11 protein-coding genes, 1 tRNA gene and 1 other RNA gene are annotated in these 21,652 nt (G+C 68.6%); 4 read left to right on the top strand and 9 right to left on the bottom strand.

Annotated elements, in window-relative coordinates:
• The first annotated feature begins 405 nt into the window (after window positions 1-405).
• Entirely contained in the window at window positions 406-894 is a 489-nt protein-coding gene (locus tag VHB92_RS06630; protein WP_325452651.1) for a hypothetical protein, read from the top strand.
• 434 nt (window positions 895-1,328) lie between these two features.
• Here VHB92_RS06630 and VHB92_RS06625 read toward each other — a convergent pair whose 3' ends face one another.
• From VHB92_RS06625 to ffs, 5 genes are all read right to left on the bottom strand, one after another.
• Window positions 1,329-6,782: an IPT/TIG domain-containing protein gene (locus tag VHB92_RS06625; RefSeq protein ID WP_325452649.1), complete on the bottom strand. Its 5,454-nt coding sequence runs from the start codon at window positions 6,780-6,782 to the stop codon at window positions 1,329-1,331.
• 447 nt (window positions 6,783-7,229) lie between these two features.
• On the bottom strand, window positions 7,230-8,417 hold the full coding sequence (locus VHB92_RS06620; RefSeq protein ID WP_325452647.1) for an acetate kinase: 1,188 nt from the start codon (window positions 8,415-8,417) through the stop codon (window positions 7,230-7,232).
• 10 nt (window positions 8,418-8,427) lie between these two features.
• Window positions 8,428-10,662, bottom strand: a complete 2,235-nt coding sequence (pta, locus tag VHB92_RS06615; protein WP_325452645.1) for a phosphate acetyltransferase — start codon at window positions 10,660-10,662, stop codon at window positions 8,428-8,430.
• Window positions 10,663-10,729: 67 nt separating this feature from the next.
• Window positions 10,730-13,405 carry a phosphoketolase family protein gene (locus VHB92_RS06610; protein ID WP_325452643.1) on the bottom strand — a complete coding sequence of 892 codons (2,676 nt, stop codon included), beginning with the start codon at window positions 13,403-13,405 and terminating at the stop codon, window positions 10,730-10,732.
• 200 nt (window positions 13,406-13,605) lie between these two features.
• Window positions 13,606-13,702, bottom strand: an RNA gene (gene ffs / locus VHB92_RS06605) — signal recognition particle sRNA small type.
• Window positions 13,703-13,829: 127 nt separating this feature from the next.
• Here ffs and VHB92_RS06600 point away from each other — a divergent pair.
• Both VHB92_RS06600 and VHB92_RS06595 read left to right on the top strand, forming a co-directional pair.
• Complete coding sequence (locus tag VHB92_RS06600) at window positions 13,830-14,279, top strand: MaoC/PaaZ C-terminal domain-containing protein (RefSeq protein ID WP_325452641.1); 450 nt, start codon at window positions 13,830-13,832, stop codon at window positions 14,277-14,279.
• A gap of 98 nt (window positions 14,280-14,377) precedes the next feature.
• A tRNA-Ser gene (locus VHB92_RS06595) sits at window positions 14,378-14,465 on the top strand.
• A gap of 45 nt (window positions 14,466-14,510) precedes the next feature.
• Here VHB92_RS06595 and VHB92_RS06590 read toward each other — a convergent pair.
• Window positions 14,511-15,590 carry a DNA polymerase IV gene (locus tag VHB92_RS06590; RefSeq protein ID WP_325452639.1) on the bottom strand — a complete coding sequence of 360 codons (1,080 nt, stop codon included), beginning with the start codon at window positions 15,588-15,590 and terminating at the stop codon, window positions 14,511-14,513.
• Window positions 15,591-15,660: 70 nt separating this feature from the next.
• Window positions 15,661-17,031, bottom strand: coding sequence for a serine/threonine-protein kinase (locus VHB92_RS06585; RefSeq protein WP_325452637.1), 1,371 nt, complete (start codon window positions 17,029-17,031; stop codon window positions 15,661-15,663).
• Between the two features lie 312 nt (window positions 17,032-17,343).
• Here VHB92_RS06585 and VHB92_RS06580 point away from each other — a divergent pair, with 312 nt between their 5' ends.
• The gene (locus VHB92_RS06580; protein ID WP_325452635.1) at window positions 17,344-19,125 is read left to right on the top strand and encodes a class I mannose-6-phosphate isomerase; all 1,782 of its coding nucleotides are present in this window, start codon (window positions 17,344-17,346) and stop codon (window positions 19,123-19,125) included.
• Between the two features lie 202 nt (window positions 19,126-19,327).
• Here VHB92_RS06580 and VHB92_RS06575 read toward each other — a convergent pair whose 3' ends face one another.
• Window positions 19,328-20,227 carry an ROK family protein gene (locus VHB92_RS06575; RefSeq protein ID WP_325452633.1) on the bottom strand — a complete coding sequence of 300 codons (900 nt, stop codon included), beginning with the start codon at window positions 20,225-20,227 and terminating at the stop codon, window positions 19,328-19,330.
• A gap of 247 nt (window positions 20,228-20,474) precedes the next feature.
• On the bottom strand, window positions 20,475-21,533 hold the full coding sequence (locus VHB92_RS06570; protein ID WP_325452631.1) for a LacI family DNA-binding transcriptional regulator: 1,059 nt from the start codon (window positions 21,531-21,533) through the stop codon (window positions 20,475-20,477).
• Between the last annotated feature and the right edge of the window lie 119 nt (window positions 21,534-21,652).

Here is a 21,652-nt window from a genome sequence, read left to right as displayed (position 1 = left end):
GCACGTCTCGCACTCACGCTCGGCGGTCGACTGGACTGCGTCAGCGTTCTCCGAGAAAGAGGAGTCTGGACGGGCCACGACGAACACGTCCACGTTCGGATGCCGCCCTCTGGTCGGCTTCTGTCTCACCCCGAACAGCCACCCGAGTGTCCCACGGACGCCGATTCGCACGGCGGGCGCGGCGGATGTCTCGGCCAGGGCGGACGCGACGGGCCCGGCCCGCCCAACGAGCGTTACGTGCCACGCGGATGCGACGGCCATGGCGGACCGGACCCCAGCGGCGGCGTCGGTCTCGGGCCCGGTCCCACTTCCACGTCTCGACGTGCTGTTCGCGTTCACTGGACGAGCGACCCGGCAGGGAGCGATCCGCTACGAGTCTCCACGCGCGCCGCCCTCCGTCAGGCGATGCGCTGCTTACCCCCGGATGACGTTATTGCGGCGCTCGAATCCGCGGTGTTCCTGCGCGTGATCTCGCGGGCAGAGTTCGAGGACCTCCGCGCACATTCGCCGACAAGGCTGCGCGCCACACTCGCCCAGGCGGAGATCGGCGCGCAGTCCGGCTACGAGACGCACGCCCGCCTTCGCCTGCGGAGAGCGGGGTTCGTCGTCCGATCGCAGGTCTACGTACCGGGCGCGGGTCACCTCGACAACGTCATCGACGACCTCGTGGACCTGGAGACCGATGGCCGCGAGTTCCACCAGGACAGCTTCTTCGACGATCGGCGAAGAGACCTTGCGGTGCAATGGATGGGACTGCGCGTCTTGCGCATCCCGGCCACGCTGGTTGACACGGACTGGGACTACGTGGAGGAGACGGTCTCGCGCATGGTCCTCGACGGTCGCCGGAGGCACGACCCCCGAGGCCGGCGGAGGCATGACCTCCGACCACCGTGACGCATCCGGTGGTCCACTCTGCGTGCCCCGCGCGTGGGGTCAGAGCGGTCGGACGACGTGCACGAAAATCGGGGATCTGCAGCGACGCGCCGCGCCCGCGAGCGCCGCACCGGCCGATCCCGCAGATCTCCGATCTTCGTGCCGTCCGTGCTTCCCGAAGGTGGTGAGAGAGACCCGGCCGAAGGTGTAAGACAGCCAGGCCGAACGGTGTGAGACAGCCGGGCCGAAGGTGTGTGACGCCCAGCCGAAGGTGTGTGACAGCCCGGCCGAAGGTGTGAGACAGCCCGGCCGGACGTACGCGCCCGCGACGAAGGGGCGCGACCCGGAACCCCGGACCGCGCCCCTTCTTGCTGTGGTGTCATCCCTCTTGCTGTGGTGTCATCGCTCCTGCTGTGGTGTCATCGCCCGTCAGCGCTACTGGCGGGCGCTCGCCGTCAGACGATCCGGCGGCGTCGGAGCACCATCAACACGATGCCTGCCGCGAGCAGGCCGATCGCGGCCAGGATGCCCCCGATCCCCACGGACACCGCCCCTGTCGCCGCGAGCACCTCGGCCGGCGTCAGGTAGGTGAAGCCGCCCTTCAGCGTCGACGTGCCGCAGTCACCCGATCCCACCACCGTCACGTCGACCTTGCCGCTTCCCGCTGGCGTGACAGCGGTGATCGTCGTGTCGTTCACCACCGTGAAGCGGGCCGCGGCAGTTCCGCCGAACAGCACCTGGGTCGCTCCCGTGAAGCAGTGACCGGTGATCGTCACCGTCGTTCCGCCTGAAGCGGGTCCCGATCCCGGATCCACGTGGTGCACATCCGTGACCGCGTAGTAGGTGAAGCGCCCTGCGTTGGACTGCGAGTTCGCCGCCGCGGCAGCCAGCGTCACAGCGGAACGCAGCGAAGTGCCAGGGGATGCCTGCACATCCGGTCCGAACACGATCACGTCGACCGTCGCCGGTACGTGTGCCGGGCTGGTCACGGTGATCTGGGTGTCGCTGTCCACTGTGAACGACGTGCCCGCCAGTCCGTCGAACGTCGCGCCCGTCGCTCCGTCGAAGTTGGCGCCGGTGATGGTCACCACGGTGCCTCCGGTCTCCGGGCCGCGGTTCGGCGTCAGCCCGTAGATGATCGGATCGGTCGACGGCACGTAGGTGAAGCCGCCGGGCGCCGTGCCCGTGCCACACTCGGCCGTCCCGACGACGACCACGTCGACCGTCCCGACGCCTGCAGGAGTGACGGCGGTGATCGTGGTGTCGTCCACCACGGTGAAGCTCGTCGCATCCGTTCCGCCGAAGAGCACAGCCGTCGCATCCGTGAAGCAGTGGCCGGTGATGGTCACCTGGCTGCCGCCGTCCTCGGGTCCCGACGACGGGCTGACGCCGGTGATCGTGGTCACCGGATCGTACGTGAACGTTCCGGCAGGGCTGTCACCGTGCGGGCTCGTCACGATCACATCGACCGATCCGGGCGTGCCGGGTGGGGTCGTCACCGTGATGGTCGTGTCATCGACCACCACGAAGTCCCCGCCTGCGCTGCCCCCGAAGGTGGCGCCGGTGGCATCGGTGAAGCCCGTCCCCGTGATCGTCACGGTGGTGCCGCCCGTCTCGGGTCCGTGGTTCGGATCGATCGACTCGATCGCCGCCGGGGCAACGAACGTGAACTGTCCGGGTCCCGACGTGCCGCCCACGGTCGTCACCGTCACGTCGACCGCACCGGCGCTGTGTGCCGGGGTCGTCGCCGTGATGTGAGTCGCGTCATCCACGGTGAAGGATGCCGCAGGCGTCCCGCCGAAGTCCACGGCACTGGCCCCGGTGAACCCGGTGCCCGTGATGGTGACGGATGTTCCACCCGCGGTCGGTCCCTCCGTCGGTGTCAGCGACTGGATGGTGGGCGCGGCGACGTAGGCGAACGCATCCGGATCGGTCGCGCTGCCGCAGTCGCCGCCTCCCACGACCGTCACATCGACGGTGCCGGTTCCGGCCGGAGTGACGGCGGTGATCTGCCCGTCGGAGTCGACCGTGTAGCTCACGGCGTTCGTCGTGCCGAACGTCACCGCCGTCGCCCCCGTGAAGCACTGGCCGGTGATGACGACGGAGGTGCCGCCCTCCTCCGGGCCGGTGCTCGGGTCGACGCTGTCGATCCGCGTCGCCGGATCGTACGTGAAGGCTCCCGGCGCCGACGGCCCGACCGGCGACGTCACGACCACTTGCACGGCGGCGGGCACGTGTGCCGGCGTGGTGGCCGTGAGCTGCGTGTCGCTGTCGACGATGACCGAGAGAGCCGGGACCCCGTCGAAGGTGACGTTCGTCGTTCCGGTGAAGCCGGTGCCGGTGATCGTCACCACCGTTCCGCCGGTCTCCGGTCCGTGATCAGGCGTGATCGATGCGATGACCGGCGCGCTCGGCGCCACGTACGTGAAGGCGCCGGGGAGCGTCGCCGTCCCGCAGTCGGTGGTCACGACGCTCACGTCCACGACGCCGGTCCCCGCAGGGGTCACCGCCGTGATCTGGGTCGGGCTGTCGATCGTGACGTTCGTCGCGTCGGAGCCTCCGAACGTGACCTCAGTGGCGTTCGTGAAGCACTGTCCCGTGATGACGACGGTGGTTCCACCCGCCTCGGGACCCGAGCCGGGGTTCACCGTCGCGATCTGCGCCACCGGGTCGAACGTGAACGTGGCGGCATCCGAGTTCCTCACGGGATCCGTGACGACGACGTCAACCGGACCGGGAGCGTGCTCCGGGGACGTGACCCGGATCGTCGAGTCGTCCAGCACGGTGAAGTCGTCCCCTGGCGTCCCGTCGAACGTGACGCCGGAGGCGTTCGTGAAGCCCGTTCCGCTCACCGTCACGACGGTGCCGCCAGTCTGCGGACCGTGGTCGGGCGTGAGCGAGGCGACGGATGGCGTGGGCACGTAGTCGTATCCGCCCGGGTCGGTGCCAGTGCCGCAGGTGCCTGCGCCGATCACCGACACGTCGACGGTGCCCGTCCCTGCCGGAACGACGGCCGTGATCTCGGTGTCGCTCACGACCTGGAAGCTCGTGGCCGACACGCCACCGAACGTGACGTCCGTGGCCCCGGTGAAGCACTGACCCGTGATGGTCACGGTGTTGCCTCCGGCTTCCGGACCGGTGCCGGGGTCGATGCCGTCGACCGTCGTCACCGGGTCGAATGTGAAGCCGCCGGGCTCCGAGTCCCCGTTCGGGCTCTGCACGACGACGGACACCAGGCCGGGCGCGTGAACGGGAGTCGTGACGGTGATGGTCGTGCCACCCGACTGGCTGAAGTTCGTGCCCTGGATGCCGTCGAACGTCACACCGGTCGCGCCGGCGAATCCGGTGCCCGTGATCGTCACGTCCGTTCCACCCGTCTGCGGCCCGTGATCGGGCGACAGCGACGTGATCGACGGCACCGGGTCGTACGTGAACGCCTGCGGCTCCGACGAACCGAGCGGCGTCGTCACCACGACATCGACCTGGCCAGCCGCGTGCGCCGGCGAGTCGATCGTCAGGTGCGTGTCGTCGATGATCGTGAGGTTTGTGCCCGCGACGCCGCCGAACGTCACACCGGTCGCCCCGGTGAATCCGGTGCCGGTGATCGTCACTGTCGTGCCACCGGCCTCAGGGCCGTGGTCGGGTGAGAGCGAGTCGATGACGGGAGCCGGGTTGTAGGTGTAGGCGTTCTGGTCCGTGCCCGTGCCGCACGCTGCCGACCCGACCACCACGACGTCGACGGTCCCGGTTCCGGCCGGGACGACCGCCGTGATCTGCGTGTCGCTGCCGACCGAGAAGCTCGTGACCGGGATGCCGCCGAACGTCACCGACGTGGCGCCGGTGAAGCAGCGTCCCGTGATGGTCACCGTGTTGCCGCCGGCTTCCGGCCCGTTGCCGGGGTCGACGCCGTCGATGGTCGTGACCGGCGTGTACGTGAAGGTGCCAGGCCCGGAGTCCCCGTTCGAGCTCTGCACCACCACGTCGACGCCGCCCGGTGCGTGAGCGGGGGTCGTCGCGGTGATGTGGCTGTCGTCCACGACCGTCACGTCGGTCGCCGCGGTCCCGCCGAACGTGACTCCCGTGGCTGCCGTGAATCCGGTTCCGGTGATCGTCACGGACGTTCCGCCCGTCTCTGGCCCGCTCGTCGGGTTCAGTCCGTTGATGGCAGGGATGACGTCGAACGTGAACGTTCCCGGGCCCGAGTCGCCGTTCGGGCTCTGCACCACGACGGGCACGTCGCCAGGGTCGTGCGCCGGCGTCGTGACCGTGATGTGGCTGTCGTCGACGATCGTGAAGCCCGTTCCCTGGTCGCCGCCGAACGTCACGCCGGTCGCCTGCGTGAACCCGCTACCCGTGATGGTGACCGTGGTGCCACCGGTCTGCGGGCCGTGCGTGGGATCGATCGACGTGATGGATGCCGGCACCGCGACGTTCGGTCCCACTTCCGCCCGTCCGAGATCGACGGTCGCGCCCGAACCGGACAGCAGCGAGACGCGCAGTGCGACCTCGCGATAGGCACCGCTGTCTGTACCGGGTTCCTGCACGTTGAGGGTTGCGCCGACGACCGTGCCAATCGAGGTCAGCACCGGGTCGAGCGCGGTGCTGAGCGTCGTCACGTCGCTGGCGACAGCCGTCGAGACCGTGCTGATCGCGCTCGAGCGCACCGGCGTGACGACACCCGACAGAGCGGTGCTGAGCCCTCCGGTGAGGGCGGAGAGCACCGGGCCCAGGGCGGAACCCACGGTGCCCGTGCCCGTCACCGTGACGACGGCGTCGCCAGAGGCCAGATCGCCCAGGGTGCCGTTGTACGACACCGTCAATCCGCCGACCGCGCAGCCGCCGAGGGGAACGCAGACGCCGCCCGAGATCGTGACGGGAACCGCATCCAACGCGGTGGCGAGCGCGGTGTTGATGTTCGTCTGCAGCTGCTGGAGGATGCCGTCGACGTCGCTCACGACCGAGCTGATGACGTCAGCGCTGAGGAGCGGCGTGTTCAGGTCGCGGTCGTTGAGGCCGCCGATCACGGTGGCGAGATCGACGGTGATCGTTCCGTCGTCGAGGTTGAGCGTCACCCCGTCCTGCGACAAGGTGCCCGCCAGTTCCGGCGCAAGGGCCGAGCGAAGGTCGGCGTTGACCGTCGCCGTGATGGTGCTGTTGTCACCGCTGCCGAGAATCGAGCTCAGGGCCGGGATGTCGAGGATCTGCCCGAGGACCGCCGAGCCGAGCGAGTCGGAGAGGCCGTTGACGGTGCCGCTGACGGTATCCAGCGTGCCGTTCACCCCGGTGACGAGCTGGCCGACGAGTGGCGAGGTCAGATTCAGCCCGGCGTTCGCGACGTTGTAGTCGCGGCAGTTCACCGGGTCGGAGATGTCGGCACATGAGGTCGCGGGCGCTGCTCCGTCGCCGCTCAACGCCGCGACGCCGCTCACGGCGCCGACGTGCAGGTTCGCGGCCGAGAGTGCTGTCTGCGATCCGAGGAGCTTCGTGAGGTCGACCGTCGCATCCGCGGGGAAAGCGCCGCTGCCGTCGACATCGACCGCGCCGTCATTGCCGACGGCGCCGGATGCCGCGCGAGAGACCCCGGCGTCGGACGCCTGCGCGTACTGGTTGACCGCGCCCAGCTGCATGAACTGGCCGAACGGGATGTCGAGGCCGTTCGGCAGCGACACCTGGATCGCGCTGAGCGCCGTGACGTCGAGCGTGCCGGTTTCCGTGACCGGGTCGGGATTGCCGGGGTTGCTGGCGCTCACCCCTTCCGCGCCCGCGACACTGTCGAGGGGGATGCCCGTGAACAGCGTCCCGGAGACGAACGTGCCGCTCGCCGTCGAGCTGTCACCCGGAGATGCGACGGCGGCCAGAGCGCCGGTGGACATCAGGGCGGCCGTGCCGATGCCTGCCGTCCACTTCACGATCCGTCTGCGCCACTGCGGCCGACGGTGTCGTGGCCCTCCTCTGCGGCGATCGTTCGGCTGATTCTGATCCGTTTCCGGCAGCGAAGACAGCATCATGACAGGACTCCCCCCGACCCGCGAAGCCCGTCCACCCCGTATGAACGGTTGCGCTCCCCGGTTCCCCCCTAGAGCCGTTTGCCACGCTACAGACAGCCGCACGGTGGGCGTCAAGGGTTCACGACCAGATGTGCCCCGAACGTGGGAACCGTTCATGCGGTAGACACCGGTTGCCGAGGATTCGTCACCTCGGCGCGCTCATTCGAGTGCCGAAAATCGGAGGTTCGCGGCGACTCACTGCTACAGGGAGCGCCGCGCCGAGCACTCGCGCAGAACTCCGATTTTCGGAGCATGCGTGGTGCGCGACTCGCGGATGCCGTGACGCGTAGCGGCGGCCGGGCTCGCCCCCTACGTCGCCACCTGCAACGTCTGACGTGCGATCTCGAGCTCCTCGTTCGTCGGCACTACGAGCACGGTCGTGCGCGACGCATCCGTGGAGATGACGCGCGGACCTCTGTTGGGCGCATCGTTGCGGTCCGGGTCGATCTCGATGCCGAGACCCTCGAGTCCGGACAGCGCACGGGCGCGCACGATCGCGGAGTTCTCCCCGACGCCGGCCGTGAACGTGATCAGGTCGGCACCGCCGAGCTCGGCGAGATAGGCGCCGACGTAGTGCTTGATGCGGTGGACGTACACGCCGAGGGCCAGTCTCGCCTTCTCGTCGCCGGCATCCGCTGCGGCCGTGAGATCGCGCATGTCCTGGTGGCCCGAGATGCCCAGCACACCGGACTGCTTGTTCAGCAGGTCGTCGAGCGCGTCGACGCCGATCCGCGTCTTGCGCTGCAGATAGAGCAGCACGGCGGGGTCGATGTCGCCGGTGCGGGTGCCCATGACGAGCCCCTCCAGCGGCGTGAATCCCATGCTGGTATCCACGGACCGTCCACGGTCGATCGCGCACACGGATGCGCCGTTCCCCAGGTGCAGCACGAGCTGCTTGAGCTCCGTGAGCGGTCGCTGCACGAACCGGGCGGCGGCCTCCGAGACGTACTTGTGGCTCGTGCCGTGGAACCCGTACCTGCGGATGCGCAGGCGCTCCGCGACGGATCCCTCCAGCGCGTAGGTGTAGGCATCCGGCGGCATGGTCTGGTGGAACGCCGTGTCGAACACCGCCACCTGAGGCAGTTCGGGGAACACCTGCATGGCCGCCTTGATGCCCTCGACATTCGGTGGGTTGTGCAACGGGGCGAGTTCGGAGAGGTCCTCGATGTTGATCAGCACGAGCGGCGTCACGAGAGTGGGCTCGAAGAAGCGGGCTCCGCCGTGCACGACCCGATGGCCGACCGCGACGGGCGGATGCTCATCGAGACTCGGCCCGTGCTCCCGGAACGCGTCGGTCATGACACCGAAACCCGCCGTGTGGTCGGGGATCTCCAGCGAGCGCTCCCACTGGCCTTCCGGAGTCTCGTGCGTCGCGTGTCCCGTCGAGTCGCCGATGCGCTCGACGAGGCCGGACGCGAGACGTTGCTCGGATTCCGCGTCGATCAGCTGGTACTTGAACGACGACGAGCCGCTGTTGATGACCAAGACGGATGACATGCGGACTTCCCTAGTTCTGCGCCTGGATCGCGGTGATCGCGATCGTGTTCACGATGTCGTCGACGAGCGCGCCGCGCGAGAGGTCGTTGATCGGCTTGCGCAGACCCTGCAGCACGGGGCCGATCGCGACCGCACCCGCCGAGCGCTGCACCGCCTTGTACGTGTTGTTGCCCGTGTTGAGGTCGGGGAAGATGAACACCGTCGCCCGGCCCGCGACACTCGATCCGGGCAGCTTCGCGGCGGCGACGGCGGCGTCAGCCGCGGCGTCGTACTGGATGGGACCCTCGACCGGAAGCTCGGGGGCACGCGAGCGCACGAGCGCCGTCGCCGCGCGCACCTTCTCGACATCCGCTCCGCTGCCTGACTCCCCCGTCGAGTAGGACAGCATCGCCACGCGCGGCTCGATGCCGAACTGCCGCGCCGTGGCCGAGGAGGAGACCGCGATGTCGGCCAGCTGATCCGCTGTCGGGTCGGGGATGACGGCGCAGTCGCCGTACACGAGCACCCGGTCGGCGAGTGCCATCAGGAACACGCTCGAGACGACGGAGACGTCCGGCTTCGTCTTGATGATCTCGAAGGCCGGGCGGATGGTGTGCGCGGTCGTGTGCTTCGCGCCGGACACCATGCCGTCTGCCAGGCCGAGCTGCACCATCAGGGTGCCGAAGTACGAGACGTCGGTCACGACATCCGCTGCCTGCACCCTCGAGATGCCCTTGTGCGCGCGCAGCCTCGTGTACTCGTCGGTGAAGGTCTCGTGCAGTTCGGGATCGAAGGGCGAGAGGATGCTCGCCTGCGCGAGTTCGAGCCCCAGCTCACGCGCCCTGCCGCGCACGGTGGCCTCGTCGCCGAGGATCGTCAGGTCGGCGATGCCGCGTTCCAGGGCGATGCTCGCCGCCTTGAGGATGCGATCGTCGTCGCCCTCTGGCAGCACGATGCGTTTGCGTTGTGCTCGCGAGCGTTCGATGAGCCGGTATTCGAACGCCAGCGGTGTGACGACCGGCGCCCGCTCGACGTCGAGCAGGCCCAGCAGCATGTCGGGATCGACGCTCCGCTCGAAGAGCGCGAGCGCCCGATCCCGCTTGCGCTCGGAGTCCGCCGCCAGCCTGCCTCTGGTGTGCGTGATGCGCACCGTGGTGTCGTAGCTGCCGTACCGGGTGCCGATGATGGGCAGCCGCGTGTGGATGCCGTCGAGAAGCCGCTGGATCGGCTCGCTGAGCTCGAACCCTCCGTTGAGCACGATCGCGGAGATCGTCGGGAAGGTGCCCGACGAATTCGCCATCAGCACGGCGAGAAGCACTTCGGTGCGGTCGCCGGGGACCACGACGACGGATCCCTCGATGAGGCGCGTGAGCACGTTCTCCATCGACATGGCGGCGATGACCACGCCGAGCGCCTCCCGGTCGAGCAGTTCCGGATCGCCGGAGAGCAACGCGCCGTCGACCGAGCGCATGATCGACGCCACAGACGGCGCCACGAGCACGGGGTCTTCGGGGATGGCCCACACGGGCGTGAGCGTGGATGGCGCGCCTACCGCGCGTACCGTGGGTTGAGCCCGTCGAAACCCACCACCCTCGGAACCGGTTTCGAGAGGCTCAACCGGCGGTAGGGAGGGCTCAACCGGCGGTAGGGAGCGCTCGACCGGCGGCGCCGGCACGACGGACGCCACGGCGTCCACGACCTCCTCGAGCCGGTCGGGGTCTGCCCTGTTCACGACGATGCCCGCCAGACCGGCGTGCTCGGCGTGCAGGGATCCGATCGCGACCTCGCCGAGCTGACGGAGGTCGGAGGGGGTGCGGGCGTCCGCTTGCCCGAGGCGCTCGTCTGCTCCCTGGGCGGTGCGTCCGCCGAGCACCAGGAGCACGGGCGCGCCGAGGTTGGCGGCGATGCGGGCGTTGTAGCTGAGCTCGGTCGGCGTGCCGACATCCGTGTAGTCGCTGCCGACGATGACGACGACATCGCAGGATGCCTCGACGGCCTTGTACCTGTCAATGATGCGCGACAACGCGGCGTCGGGATCGGCGTGCACATCGTCGTACGTCACGCCCAGCGCGTGGTCGTAGTCGGTCTGGACGCCGTCCAGCCGGAGCAGCAGGTCGAGCACGTAGTCGCGCTCCGTGGTCGAGCGCGCGATGGGCCGGAACACGCCCACCCTGCGCCCCTGCCGCAGGAGGAGGTCGACGACCCCGAGCGCCACGGTGGACTTTCCGCTGTGCCCCTCGGCCGACGTGATGTAGACGGATCTCACGCCTGCACCCGCCGCCGTCCCCCGCCGACCGGGGTGCGGTCCCTTCGGCCCTTCCTGACGCGCCCGCTCACGCGTTGTCCCCTCCGGTGTCGCTGGAGAGGTTCACCTCCTCGTCTGCTCCGCTCTGGTCATGTCCGACGCTGTCGTGCCCCCACGCCCAGTTCGCCACCTCGGGAATGTCCTCCCCGTGCTCGCGCGTGTACTGACGCGCGACCAGGCGGGCATCCTGCATGCTCTGGCGCAGCTCGGCGTAGCGCTCCGCCAAGCCCGGAACCCGGTCGATGACGTCGATCACGAGGTGATACCTGTCGAGGTCGTTGAGCATGACCATGTCGAACGGCGTGGTCGTCGTGCCGTTCTCCTTGTACCCGCGGGCGTGGATGTTGTCGTGCCCGTGCCTGCGATACGTCAGCCGGTGGATGAGCCACGGATACCCGTGGTAGGCGAAGATGATCGGCCGGTCCGTCGTGAAGATGGCGTCGAACTCCTGGTCGGAGAGCCCGTGCGGATGCTCGGACGCCGACTGCAGGCGCATCAGGTCGACCACGTTGACCACGCGCACCTTCAGGTCGGGGATCTGCTCGCGCAGGATCTTCGCCGCAGCGAGCACCTCGAGCGTCGGGATGTCGCCGGCGGCCGCGAGCACCACATCCGGCGCCTGTCCCTGCACCTCGGTGCCCGCCCAGTCGAAGATGCCCAGGCCCCGGGTGCAGTGCGCGATGGCCTGGTCCATCGTCAGCCAGTTGGCGGCCGTCTGCTTGCCCGCGACCACGACGTTGACGTAGCCCACCGACCTGAGGCAGTGGTCGTACGTGCTCAAGAGCGTGTTCGCGTCGAACGGCAGGTAGACCCGCACGACGTCGGCACTCTTGTTGACGACGTGGTCGATGAAACCGGGGTCCTGGTGGCTGAAGCCGTTGTGGTCCTGACGCCACACGTGGCTGGACAAGAGGTAGTTCAGGCTCGAGATGGGCCTGCGCCACGGGATCTCGCGCGTCACCTTCAGCCACTTGGCGTGCTGGTTGAACATCGAGTCGATGATGTGGATGAACGCCTCGTAGCAGTTGAACAGCCCGTGCCTGCCGGTCAGCAGATACCCTTCGAGCCAGCCCTCGCACTGGTGCTCGCTCAGCATCTCCATCACCCGGCCGGCGCGTGCCAGGCGGTCGTCCGTCTCCCAGATCTCCGCGTTCCACTGCTTGCCCGTGTACTCGTACACGGCGGGGGCGAGCCGGTTGGATGCCGTCTCATCCGGCCCGAAGATCCGGAACGTCGTGGGGTTGTCCTCGATCACGGTCGCCAGCCACTGGCCGAGCACCTTGGTCGCCTCGGCCACCGTGGCGCCCGGCGCGGGGACGTCGACCGCGAAGTCCCTGAAGTCGCGCAGCGTCAGCTCCTTGCGCAGCAGGCCGCCGTTCGTGACGGGATTCGCGCTCATCCGCTTGTCCCCTCGGGGCGCGAGAGCTGTGGCCAGGGCCACCGGCGCCCCGTCGTCGTCGAACAGCTCCTCGGGCCGGTACTCGCGCAGCCATCCCTCGAGGATCCGCGTGTGCTCCTCGGTGTCGCGGGCATTCGCGAGCGGCACCTGGTGCGCGCGATACGTGCCCTCCACCTGCACGCCGTCGATGAAGCGCGGGCACGTCCAGCCCTTGGGCGTGCGCAGCACGATCATCGGCCAGGCCGGCACCGGGCCGCCCTGCTCGTCGCCGGGGGCCGCGTCGTAGAGGCCGGCACGGGCATCCGCCTTGATCGTGGCGATGTCGTTGAGAACCTCGTCGAGCACGCGAGCGAACCGCTTGTGCACCTCGATCGGGTCTTCGTCGTCGAAGCCGCCGCTGACCAGGTAGGGCTTGTGCCCGTACCCGCGCAGCAGCTCGAGCAGCTCGTCCTCGGGGATGCGCGCCAGCACGGTCGGGTTCGCGATCTTGTACCCGTTGAGGTGCAGGATCGGCAGCACGACACCGTCTTGCCTGGGGTCGATGAACTTGTTGGAGTGCCAGCTCGTGGCGAGCGGCCCCGTCTCGGCCTCGCCATCGCCGATGACGCACGCGACGAGCAGGTCGGGGTTGTCGAACGCGGCGCCGTAGGCGTGGCTCAGCGAGTATCCGAGCTCACCGCCCTCGTGAATGGAGCCGGGCGTCTCGGGCGCGACGTGACTCGGGATGCCGCCGGGGAACGAGAACTGCCGGAACAGTTTGCGCAGGCCGTCCTCGTCGCGCTTGATGTGCGCGTACACCTCCGAGTAGGTGCCGTCCAGGTAGGCGTTGGCCACCATGCCGGGGCCGCCGTGGCCGGGGCCCGTGACATAGATGGTGTCGAGACCGCGCTCCTGGATGGCCCTGTTGAGGTGCGCATAGATGAGGTTGAGGCCCGGCGTCGTGCCCCAGTGCCCGAGCAGGCGCGGCTTGATGTCGTCACGCGTCAGCGGACGCCGAAGCAGCGGGTTGTCGAGCAGGTAGATCTGCCCGACGCTGAGGTAGTTCGCGGCGCGCCACCAGGCATCCAGCGCGGCCAGCGTCTCCGGCGTCAGGTCGGTGACCGTGCGGTGCGGGAATGTCGGCGCGTAGTCGGATGCCGCCCGCCTCCCCTCGTGCTCGGCCCGCGTCGCGGCCTCGGATGCCACGACCTGCGTCGGCACCCCGCTCTTCGTCTTCGCCTTGTCGCGCTTCTTCTTCTGCGCCTTGATCGGGGCCGACACGGATGCCACGAGAGTCTCCTCCAGTCCGGTCGCGTTCGCGGCCACTGGTTCCATCCTGGCCAGCAGGCCACCTCTGGCGCCAGTGTTCGCCAGGCAACTCCCACCCGAATCCGGCGGCGCCGGATGCAGGGAAGACGCCCGTGCGAAGGCAGGGCACGCTCGTGCGAAGGTAGGGCAGGCCCGCGCGAAGGCAGGGCACGCCCGTGCGGAGGGACGGGAAGAAGAGGAGTGCGGGCTCGCGCACAAAAAAGGACCCCCCGCGTACCCGCCAGAGCCCGGTTACCCTTGCTGCGTTTCCGCCCTGGGGGAGTTGGCCTGGATGGCGCCACGCGGGGAGCCTCGTCCATTGTACCGATGCGTGAGAGCCGTCGCGCACGCCCGATAGTGTCGAACCACCGCTGTCGAACCGCCCTGTCGAACCGGGCCGCTTGTTCGGCAGAACCGGGCCGCTCCCCGACGAAAGGACGCCATGCCGCTGTATCTGGACGACCTGCACGCAGGCCAGGTGTTCGTCACGCCTGGGCGCACCATCACCGAAGCGGATGTGATGTCGTTCGCCGCGTGGACCAACGACAACAACCAGGTGCACACCGACGCCGAGTTCGCGAAACACACGCGGTACGGCCAGCGGATCGTGCACGGGATGCTCGGCGCATCCCTGTGCCTCGGCCTCATCGCCCGCACCGGTGTGTTCGAGGGCAGCGCCGTCGCCCTGCTGGGCATCGACGGATGGCGGTTCGAGGCTCCGGTGTTCATCGGCGACACCGTCACGTGCACCGTCGAGATCCTCTCCACGCGGCCGACGAGCTCGGGCAAGTACGGCATCGTCGAGCGGCGGCTCACGCTGCGCAATCAGCGCGACGAGGTCGTGCAGGGCGGTCGGATGGACATCATGGTCGCCACGGCCCCGGTCGCCTGATCTGGCCGTTCCGCCGGCTCAGGGCGTCACGGCCGCACGGTCAAGGAGGCTCCTGCCGTCGGGTAGGATTCTCTGAGGCCGTTTGCGAACGGCCGCCCGGAGGATTCGCCTAGTGGCCTATGGCGCACGCTTGGAAAGCGTGTTGGGTGAAAGCCCTCGGGGGTTCGAATCCCCCATCCTCCGCCAGGTCGAGAACCGCGACGGCGCCGACATCCGCGTCGCCGCCGAGCATCACCACCCGCTGCGCGTCGGTGTGTGGCCTCGCCGGGCGTCGTCCGGCATCGCCATCTCGGCACGGACTCCGAGGAGCCTCAGCGGCCGGCCGGGCTCGATCTTCGCGACGAGGTCGAGCACCTCGGCGAGCACTGTGCTGCGATCGAAGGTCTCCGCGATCTTGTGCCCGAGCGTCTTGGTGGTGAACGGAGCATAGCGCACCTTGAGCCCGACCCCGACGACGGGGCGTCCCTCTGCGATCACATCGTCGAGCACCTGATCCACGAGCGTGCGCGCAGCCTGCTCGATCTCGACCCGATCGGTGAGGTCTCGCTGAAACGTGGTCTCGCGGCCGTGCCCTCGCGCGACCCACGGGGTGTCATCCACCACGGAGGAGCCCTCACCCCGGCCCAGCTGCCGGAACCACGGTCCCATCTTGGGACCGAACTCGGCGACCAGCACGCCTTCGTCTGCGTCCGCGAGCTGCGCGACAGTGTGGATGCCGTGCGCCGTGAGCCGCTTCGAGATCTTGGCACCGACTCCCCACAGCGCGACCGCGGGCCGCTCCCCCATGACCTCCATCCAGTTCTCCGCGGTGAGCCGGAACGTGCCGCGTGGCTTGCCGAAGGTCGTGGCGTTCTTCGCCCGCACAAGCGTGTCACCGATTCCGACACTGCAGTGCAGGCTCGTGCGCTCGAGCACCGCGGCCTGCACCCGCCGCGCGTACGCCTCCGGGTCGTCCGTCGTCACCCCGAGAAAGGCCTCGTCCCATCCGAGCACCTGAACCACGGCATCCGGCTGCGCGCGCAACGTCGCCATGACCTCTTCGGATGCCGCCGTGTAGAAAGGGGCGTCGACCGGGAGGATGACGGCCTCGGGCGCCTTGCGCGCGGCGATACGCAGCGGCATCCCCGAGCCGACTCCGAACTCGCGCGCCTCGTAGGAGGCGGTGGAGACCACGGCTCGCTCGGTGGGATCACCCCTGCCGCCGACGATCACGGGTTTGCCGGCGAGCTCGGGCCGACGAAGCACCTCGACCGTCGCGATGAACTGGTCGAGGTCGACGTGCAGCACCCACGGCCGCGCCGGTTCACTCATACGTCCAGTGTGGCGACGCCGGGCGTCGACCGGGAGGGCGATCGGCAGAAGCCTCTGCTCCCGCGGAGCGTCACCTGCCTTTGCCGTGATCGCCGGGATTCCCGTTGCCCGGCCCGGCGCCGGGGCCTGGCCCGTTACCGGGGCCACGGCCGTGCCCGTTGCCACTTCCGTTCCCCGCGCCCGGCTGATGGGACGTGCCCTTCGGGCCTGCGCCTGCGGGTCCGGTATCTCCACCTGGGCTCGGCGCCGAAGGTTCCTGGATCTCCACGGGCGCGGGGGGCTGGGTTGCCGAGGGCGTCGAGGTCGGAACCTCCGTCACCACCACCGTCGGCACGGGCGTATGCGGCGCGGGGCGAGGCTGGTCGCCGAGAGAGCTCCAGGCGAGCGCTCCGCCCGTGAGACCGAGCGCGACGACCACCGCGGCGAGGACTGCGGCGACTCGCGAGCGCCTCAGCCGCCCAGGGACGGATGCCGGCAGCACGACGGTCGACGACAGAGGCTCTGACTCGGCCGGCATCCGTTGCGTCGTCGCTGCGAAGGCCGGGGCCATCGGCATGGTCGCCCCCGTGCTGGGGGGCGCCTGCGCGTTCTCGACCAGGACGAGTGGCTCCCCACGTGCCGCCAGGGAGTCCAGCGCGGTCACGAGCTGGGCCGCGGTCGGCCGCGCGGCCGGATCCCGCTCCGTCATCGCGGAGAGAAGCGAACTCCAGCCGGGAGGCAGCGCGTCCGGAACCACGGGATCACGCACCAGGCGCGCCACTCCCGCTTCCACCGCCGATCCCGGATACTCGCGCCGGCCGGTCAGGCACTCGAGCACGACGAGGCCGAGCGAGTAGATGTCGCTCGGCGTTCCGACCTCGTGTCCCGACACCTGTTCCGGACTGAGGTAAGCGGCCGTTCCGAGCACCAGGCCGTCCGTCGTGATGCGCTCGGAGCCGCTCACCCGTGCGATGCCGAAATCGACGAGCTTCACCGCGCCGGTGGCATCCTCGATCAGGATGTTCTCCGGCTTGACATCGCGATGCACGATCCCGCGCTCGTGCAGGTAGGCGAGCGCTGCCGCCAACTGGACACACAGGCGCGAGGCGAACTGCGTGTTCGCCCCGTCGCGGTCGATCCGACGTCTCAGCGACTCGCCCTCGACCAGCTCCATGACGAGGAAGGCCTGCCTGCTGCCGCCGGCATCGGCCGGCCATTCGGCGTCGAAGAGCGTGACCAGGTGCGGATGACTGGCCATGGCCAGCGCTCGCGCCTCGCGCAGCCTGCGCTCACGGTCCGCGGCGATCGGCCCGTCCGATGCGAACATCTTGACGGCGACCACGCGCTCGAGCTTCTCGTCCCAGGCACGGTAGACGGTCGACATCCCGCCGCGGCCCAACGCCGCACCCAGCCGATAGCGGCCCGCCAGCAGGATCGGCGGGGTCGCATCGGGTTCAGGCATCCGTCACCTCCCGATCGGCCACCCACCATACGGGGCAATGGAGCGGCGTCTCAGGGGTTGACTGCTGGTCTGGCGGCAGTCAGCACGCTGCGGCGGCGTCCGGCGCACCCCACCAGAGCGCCGCGACGTCGCCGTCGATAGCTCGTCGGGCGAGGCGTTCTCATGCGAGGCCGGGGCTCGCCGATGCGGGGTTCTCGCGTGACCGGCCGCGCTCGTCCGGACGCGTGGCCTCGCACGAGCACTTGGCCGCGCGCTTGCTCGCATGGGGAAGTATTGATAACGTTACCAACCGATGTTCCTTGGAGGGTCAACGTGGACAAAAATCTGCCGGGTACGGCCGAGGGTTCTTCCTACGACAAGTTCCCGGCAGTAAGGCTTCCCCCCGGCCACCAGGCCTGGAGAGGATCTGCCGCATGGGCCAGGATCGGAGGCGAGATCGAGTCCGGCGCCCGCCTCATCGCGATCGACACCTATCCGGGCGTGGAGCTGGCGGAACTGCTGTCGGTGCTGACCGAGCAGTTCCCGAACGCCGATGTCATCGACATCGAGGCAACTGCCGCGAAGCCGATCGAGCAGATCGACGCGATGATCGCGAACAATCTGACAGACGATCGCGTCTTCGGGGTTCTGAACCATCAGACGCTGGATGCGTTCTACGAACCGGACAGGCTGCTCGAGGTCGCCAAGAAGCTTCGCTCATCAACGGGCCCGGTGTTCGTGGTCGGCTGGGGCGCGACACTGACACCGGTCGCTTTCGATCGGATCGTGCTCGCCGACATGGCGCGCTGGGAGATCCAACAGCGGCAGCGTGCCGGCGCACCGAACTGGCGGTGCTCCAACTTCGACGAAGACCCCATCCGCAAGGTGAAGCGCGGATTCTTCGTCGAGTGGCGCGTGGCCGACCGCCACAAGCGCGCCATCTTCGACCGGATCGACTACGTGTTGGACAGCAACTCGTCCGTCCGCGATGCGAAGCTCATCAGCGCCGCGACATTCCGAGCCGGTCTCGCTCTCGCAGCCCGGCGCCCGTTCCGGGTCGTGCCGTTCTTCGACCCCGGGGTGTGGGGCGGCCAGTGGATGCGCGAGGTCTTCGGACTCGGAGATGAGCCGAACTACGCGTGGTGCTTCGACTGCGTGCCTGAGGAGAACAGCATCCTCCTCGCTGTCGACGAGGAGACCATCGAGCTGCCGGCCCTCGACCTGGTCTTCCTGCACCCGCGCGAGCTTCTCGGCGAGAAGACCTTCGCGCGGTTCGGCGCCGAGTTCCCCATCCGATTCGACTTCCTGGACACGATGGAAGGCGGCAATCTGTCGCTCCAGGTGCATCCGCTCACCGATTACATTCAGAACACGTTCGGGATGCACTACACCCAGGACGAGAGCTACTACCTGCTCGACGCTGCGGACGACGCCATGGTGTATCTCGGCCTCAAATCCGGTACCGATCGGGCGGAGATGGAAGCGGCTCTCCGCGAGGCCTCCCGCGGCGACAGCGAGTTCGATGCCGCGCGCTTCGTCAACACGTTCCCCGCCAAGAAGCACGACCACTTCTTGATCCCGGCCGGAACCGTGCACTGCTCAGGAGCGAACTCGATGGTGCTGGAGATCTCGGCGACGCCGTACATCTTCACGTTCAAGATGTGGGACTGGGGGCGCGTCGGCCTGGATGGCATCCCGCGGCCCATCCACCTCGAGCACGCGATGCGGAACGTGCAGTGGACACGGGACACCGAATGGACCAGCGAGAACCTCGTCAATCGGGTCGAGCAGGTCGACAGCGGGCCCGGGTGGACGGAAGAGCGCACCGGCCTGCACGAACTGGAGTTCATCGAGGTTCGACGTCACTGGTTCGAGTCGACGGTCAGGCACGATACGGGCGGGACCGTCAATGTTCTCAACCTCGTCGAGGGCAGTGAAGCCATCGTCGAAAGCCCCACCGGGGCATTCGAGCCGTTCGTCGTGCACTACGCCGAGACGTTCATCGTTCCGGCGCAGGTCGGCGAGTACACCGTGAGCCCGCACGGCAGCAGCGTGGGCGGGCGCCTGGCGACCATCAAGGCATTCGTGCGCGGCACCCAGATCGACCCGCGATAACGGGCCCCGGGCCTGTCCGGTGCGTCACGACATACCAGGCACCCCAACTCACTCAAGTGACGCGCACTCTCGCGCGATCCAACGACCACGCGAGCTACCGAGCACGAGCGATCGACGGCGAGCCACCGGCCACGTCAGCAGCCGACCGCGAGCCGCCGACCTTGCGGGCGGCGGCAGAGAGGTCTCCGGTCGGCCCGAGTCGTCAGACGGAGACCGCCGCACCGATGAGCGGTGCGTCGTCCAAGAGCCGGGATGCCGCCACCTGCACGGAGCCCGCAACCGTGCGCACTCCGCGCTCGAACCCGGCATGGAGCACATCCCAGGATCGGGCCATGGAGCCTCCCACCACCGTTTCGGTGGCCCCGAAGCTCGCTATCCACGGCGCCAGTGCTTCGCCCAGCTCGAACATCGCCCGATCGAGGACGCTGTTCGCCAGGACCTCTCCGTGTCGCGCACGGTCGGCGATGTCCCGCACGGAGAGAGCCGGTCCGCCACCCTGCGCATAGCGCCTCTGGATGGCGCGGGTGGACACCGAGTCCTCGAGCGGTGCGCCGTCGATCTTCAGAAGGTGCGCCCAGCCGTGCGGTGGCACGTCGTCGCCCGCAGTGACAGGCCGTCCGCGGTCGAGGAAGGCGGAGCCGACTCCCGTGCCCAGCGTGATGCACACGAACCGGTCGGGACGCCGCGGAGCGACCGACCATTCGCCTATCGCATACGCGACCGCATCGTTGACGAACCGCAGCCTGGCCGCCGGAACTCCGAGCATCGCACTGAGCCGGCCCCGGACATCCAACCCGGCGAGGGCGCCGAACTTCGCGACGCCGTCGAAGGTTCCCGTCCCACGCTCGTAGTCGAAGGGTCCCGGAAGCGCGACCATCCATCCCGTCGCATCTTCGCCGACACGCAGCAGGGTTTCGGTTATCGATCCCAAGATCTCATCGGCTTTGCCCTGCGTCTCGACCGGGGCGGTCTCACGGCGAAGGATCCGCGGTCGGGGCGACTCCACGTCGACGATGGCGGCTGTCACGTGGGATCCTCCGACGTCAGCCACCCACTGGACCGATGGGCGTTGCTGGGTCTGAGTGGCCTGGGTTGCGGACATACGTGGCTCCTGGGATGGGCGATGCGGGATCGGATTGCTTGAGCGGAGCGGGCAGACGTCCGGTTCGCTATCGAGCACAGGGCGAATCCTGGCAGGGAACGATAACAGATCCGAAGAACAGGGGCACCGATCGGCCGCTAACGGGATCGACCGCATCGGATCGACCGCAAGGGCAGGACACACTCGCCACCAGCCAGAGCGGACGGCGACCAACGACGACTGCCGGCGTTCTGACCGAGCGGGCGCATCACTGCGGGCCGCGCGGCTCGAGCTGAAGCTCGACCGGCAGCTCCACCGTCTCGGCAGGACGCACCAGGTCGCCCTCGATGCGCGCCAGCAGCATCTGTGCAGCACGACGCCCGAGTTCACGCGGATCGTGAGCGACGATGGACAGGGGAACTGGCGAGAGATCGGCGAACTCGAACCAGTCGAATCCGATGAGCCGCAAGTCGGTGGCCTGCGACTGGGCAGACCGGAACTTGGCGATAGCACGGATGGCTCCCAGCGTGTTGCGGTTGTTGGCCGAGAAGACAGCGGTCGGCGGCACCTCATGCACGAGCAGCTCAGCCAGCGCCTTCTCCGCTCCTGCCGCTTCCTGCTGACCCGTGCGGATGAGGTGCTCGTACACGGGCACGTTTCGGTCGCGATGCGCGTTCCGGTAGCCCTGCAGCCTTCGTTGACCGGTCAGAACCGAGGTACGCGTTCCGAGGAACGCGATCTGCCGGTGACCCTCCTCGAGCAGCCTGCTCGTTGCTTCGTAGGCGCCTCCGATGTCGTCGATGAGCACGGTGTCGACATCGAGACCGGGAACCGGGCGCGAGGCGAACACGATCGGCGTGCCTCCGAGGGCGTCGGAATCGAGGTGATCCGAATGCGCGGGATCGGCGGGCACCACGATGAGTCCCTCGACACGTCGGCCGATGAAATCCGCCACCAGTTGGCGTTCGCGATCCGGGTCTTCGTTGGAGTTCCCTACGATGATGCGGCGATTCGCCTGAGCGGCGACCTCCTCGATGCCGCCTTGCATTTCCGCGTAGTAGGGGTTGGCGATGTTGGTGATCGTCACGCCGATGAGTCCGGACTTGTGGCCCGGTCGCAGGCTGCGTGCGTTCTCGTTCCGCCGATACCCGAGCTCCAGTGCGGCATGCTCGACGCGCCTGCGCAACTGCGGCCGCACGTTGGCGCCCCCGGCGAGCACGCGGGAAACGGTCATCGGGCTCACCTGCGCTCGCTCGGCGACGTCTTTGACCGTCGGCGGTCTGGCCGGCTGGGAAGCCGGATCGTCGCCCCCGGACGAGCCTTTCATGAAGGGCACGCTATACCACCGAAACTTCCTGGTATCGCAACGCTCTGCTTGCGTCGCCACAAGGCCTGTGTTACTTTCAGGCAGTTGGTAACGATACCAAACAATCATCGGAACAAGGG

Origin of the sequence: Humibacter sp. (genome assembly GCF_035547335.1) — a bacterium.
Lineage (GTDB): Bacteria > Actinomycetota > Actinomycetes > Actinomycetales > Microbacteriaceae > Humibacter.
Note: the sequence above shows the minus strand (reverse complement) of the source record. Positions and strands in the feature narration are given on the sequence as shown.

Bases quoted from the DNA above. Each gene is read 5' to 3' on its own strand.
- VHB92_RS06630 (WP_325452651.1), top strand. From the start codon at position 406: ATGCGCTGCTTACCCCCGGATGACGTTATTGCGGCGCTCGAATCCGCG.
- VHB92_RS06620 (WP_325452647.1), bottom strand. From the start codon at position 8,417: ATGTCATCCGTCTTGGTCATCAACAGCGGCTCGTCGTCGTTCAAGTAC.
- VHB92_RS06600 (WP_325452641.1), top strand. From the start codon at position 13,830: ATGCCGCTGTATCTGGACGACCTGCACGCAGGCCAGGTGTTCGTCACG.
- VHB92_RS06590 (WP_325452639.1), bottom strand. From the start codon at position 15,590: ATGAGTGAACCGGCGCGGCCGTGGGTGCTGCACGTCGACCTCGACCAG.
- VHB92_RS06585 (WP_325452637.1), bottom strand. From the start codon at position 17,031: ATGCCTGAACCCGATGCGACCCCGCCGATCCTGCTGGCGGGCCGCTAT.
- VHB92_RS06575 (WP_325452633.1), bottom strand. From the start codon at position 20,227: ATGTCCGCAACCCAGGCCACTCAGACCCAGCAACGCCCATCGGTCCAG.
- VHB92_RS06570 (WP_325452631.1), bottom strand. From the start codon at position 21,533: ATGAAAGGCTCGTCCGGGGGCGACGATCCGGCTTCCCAGCCGGCCAGA.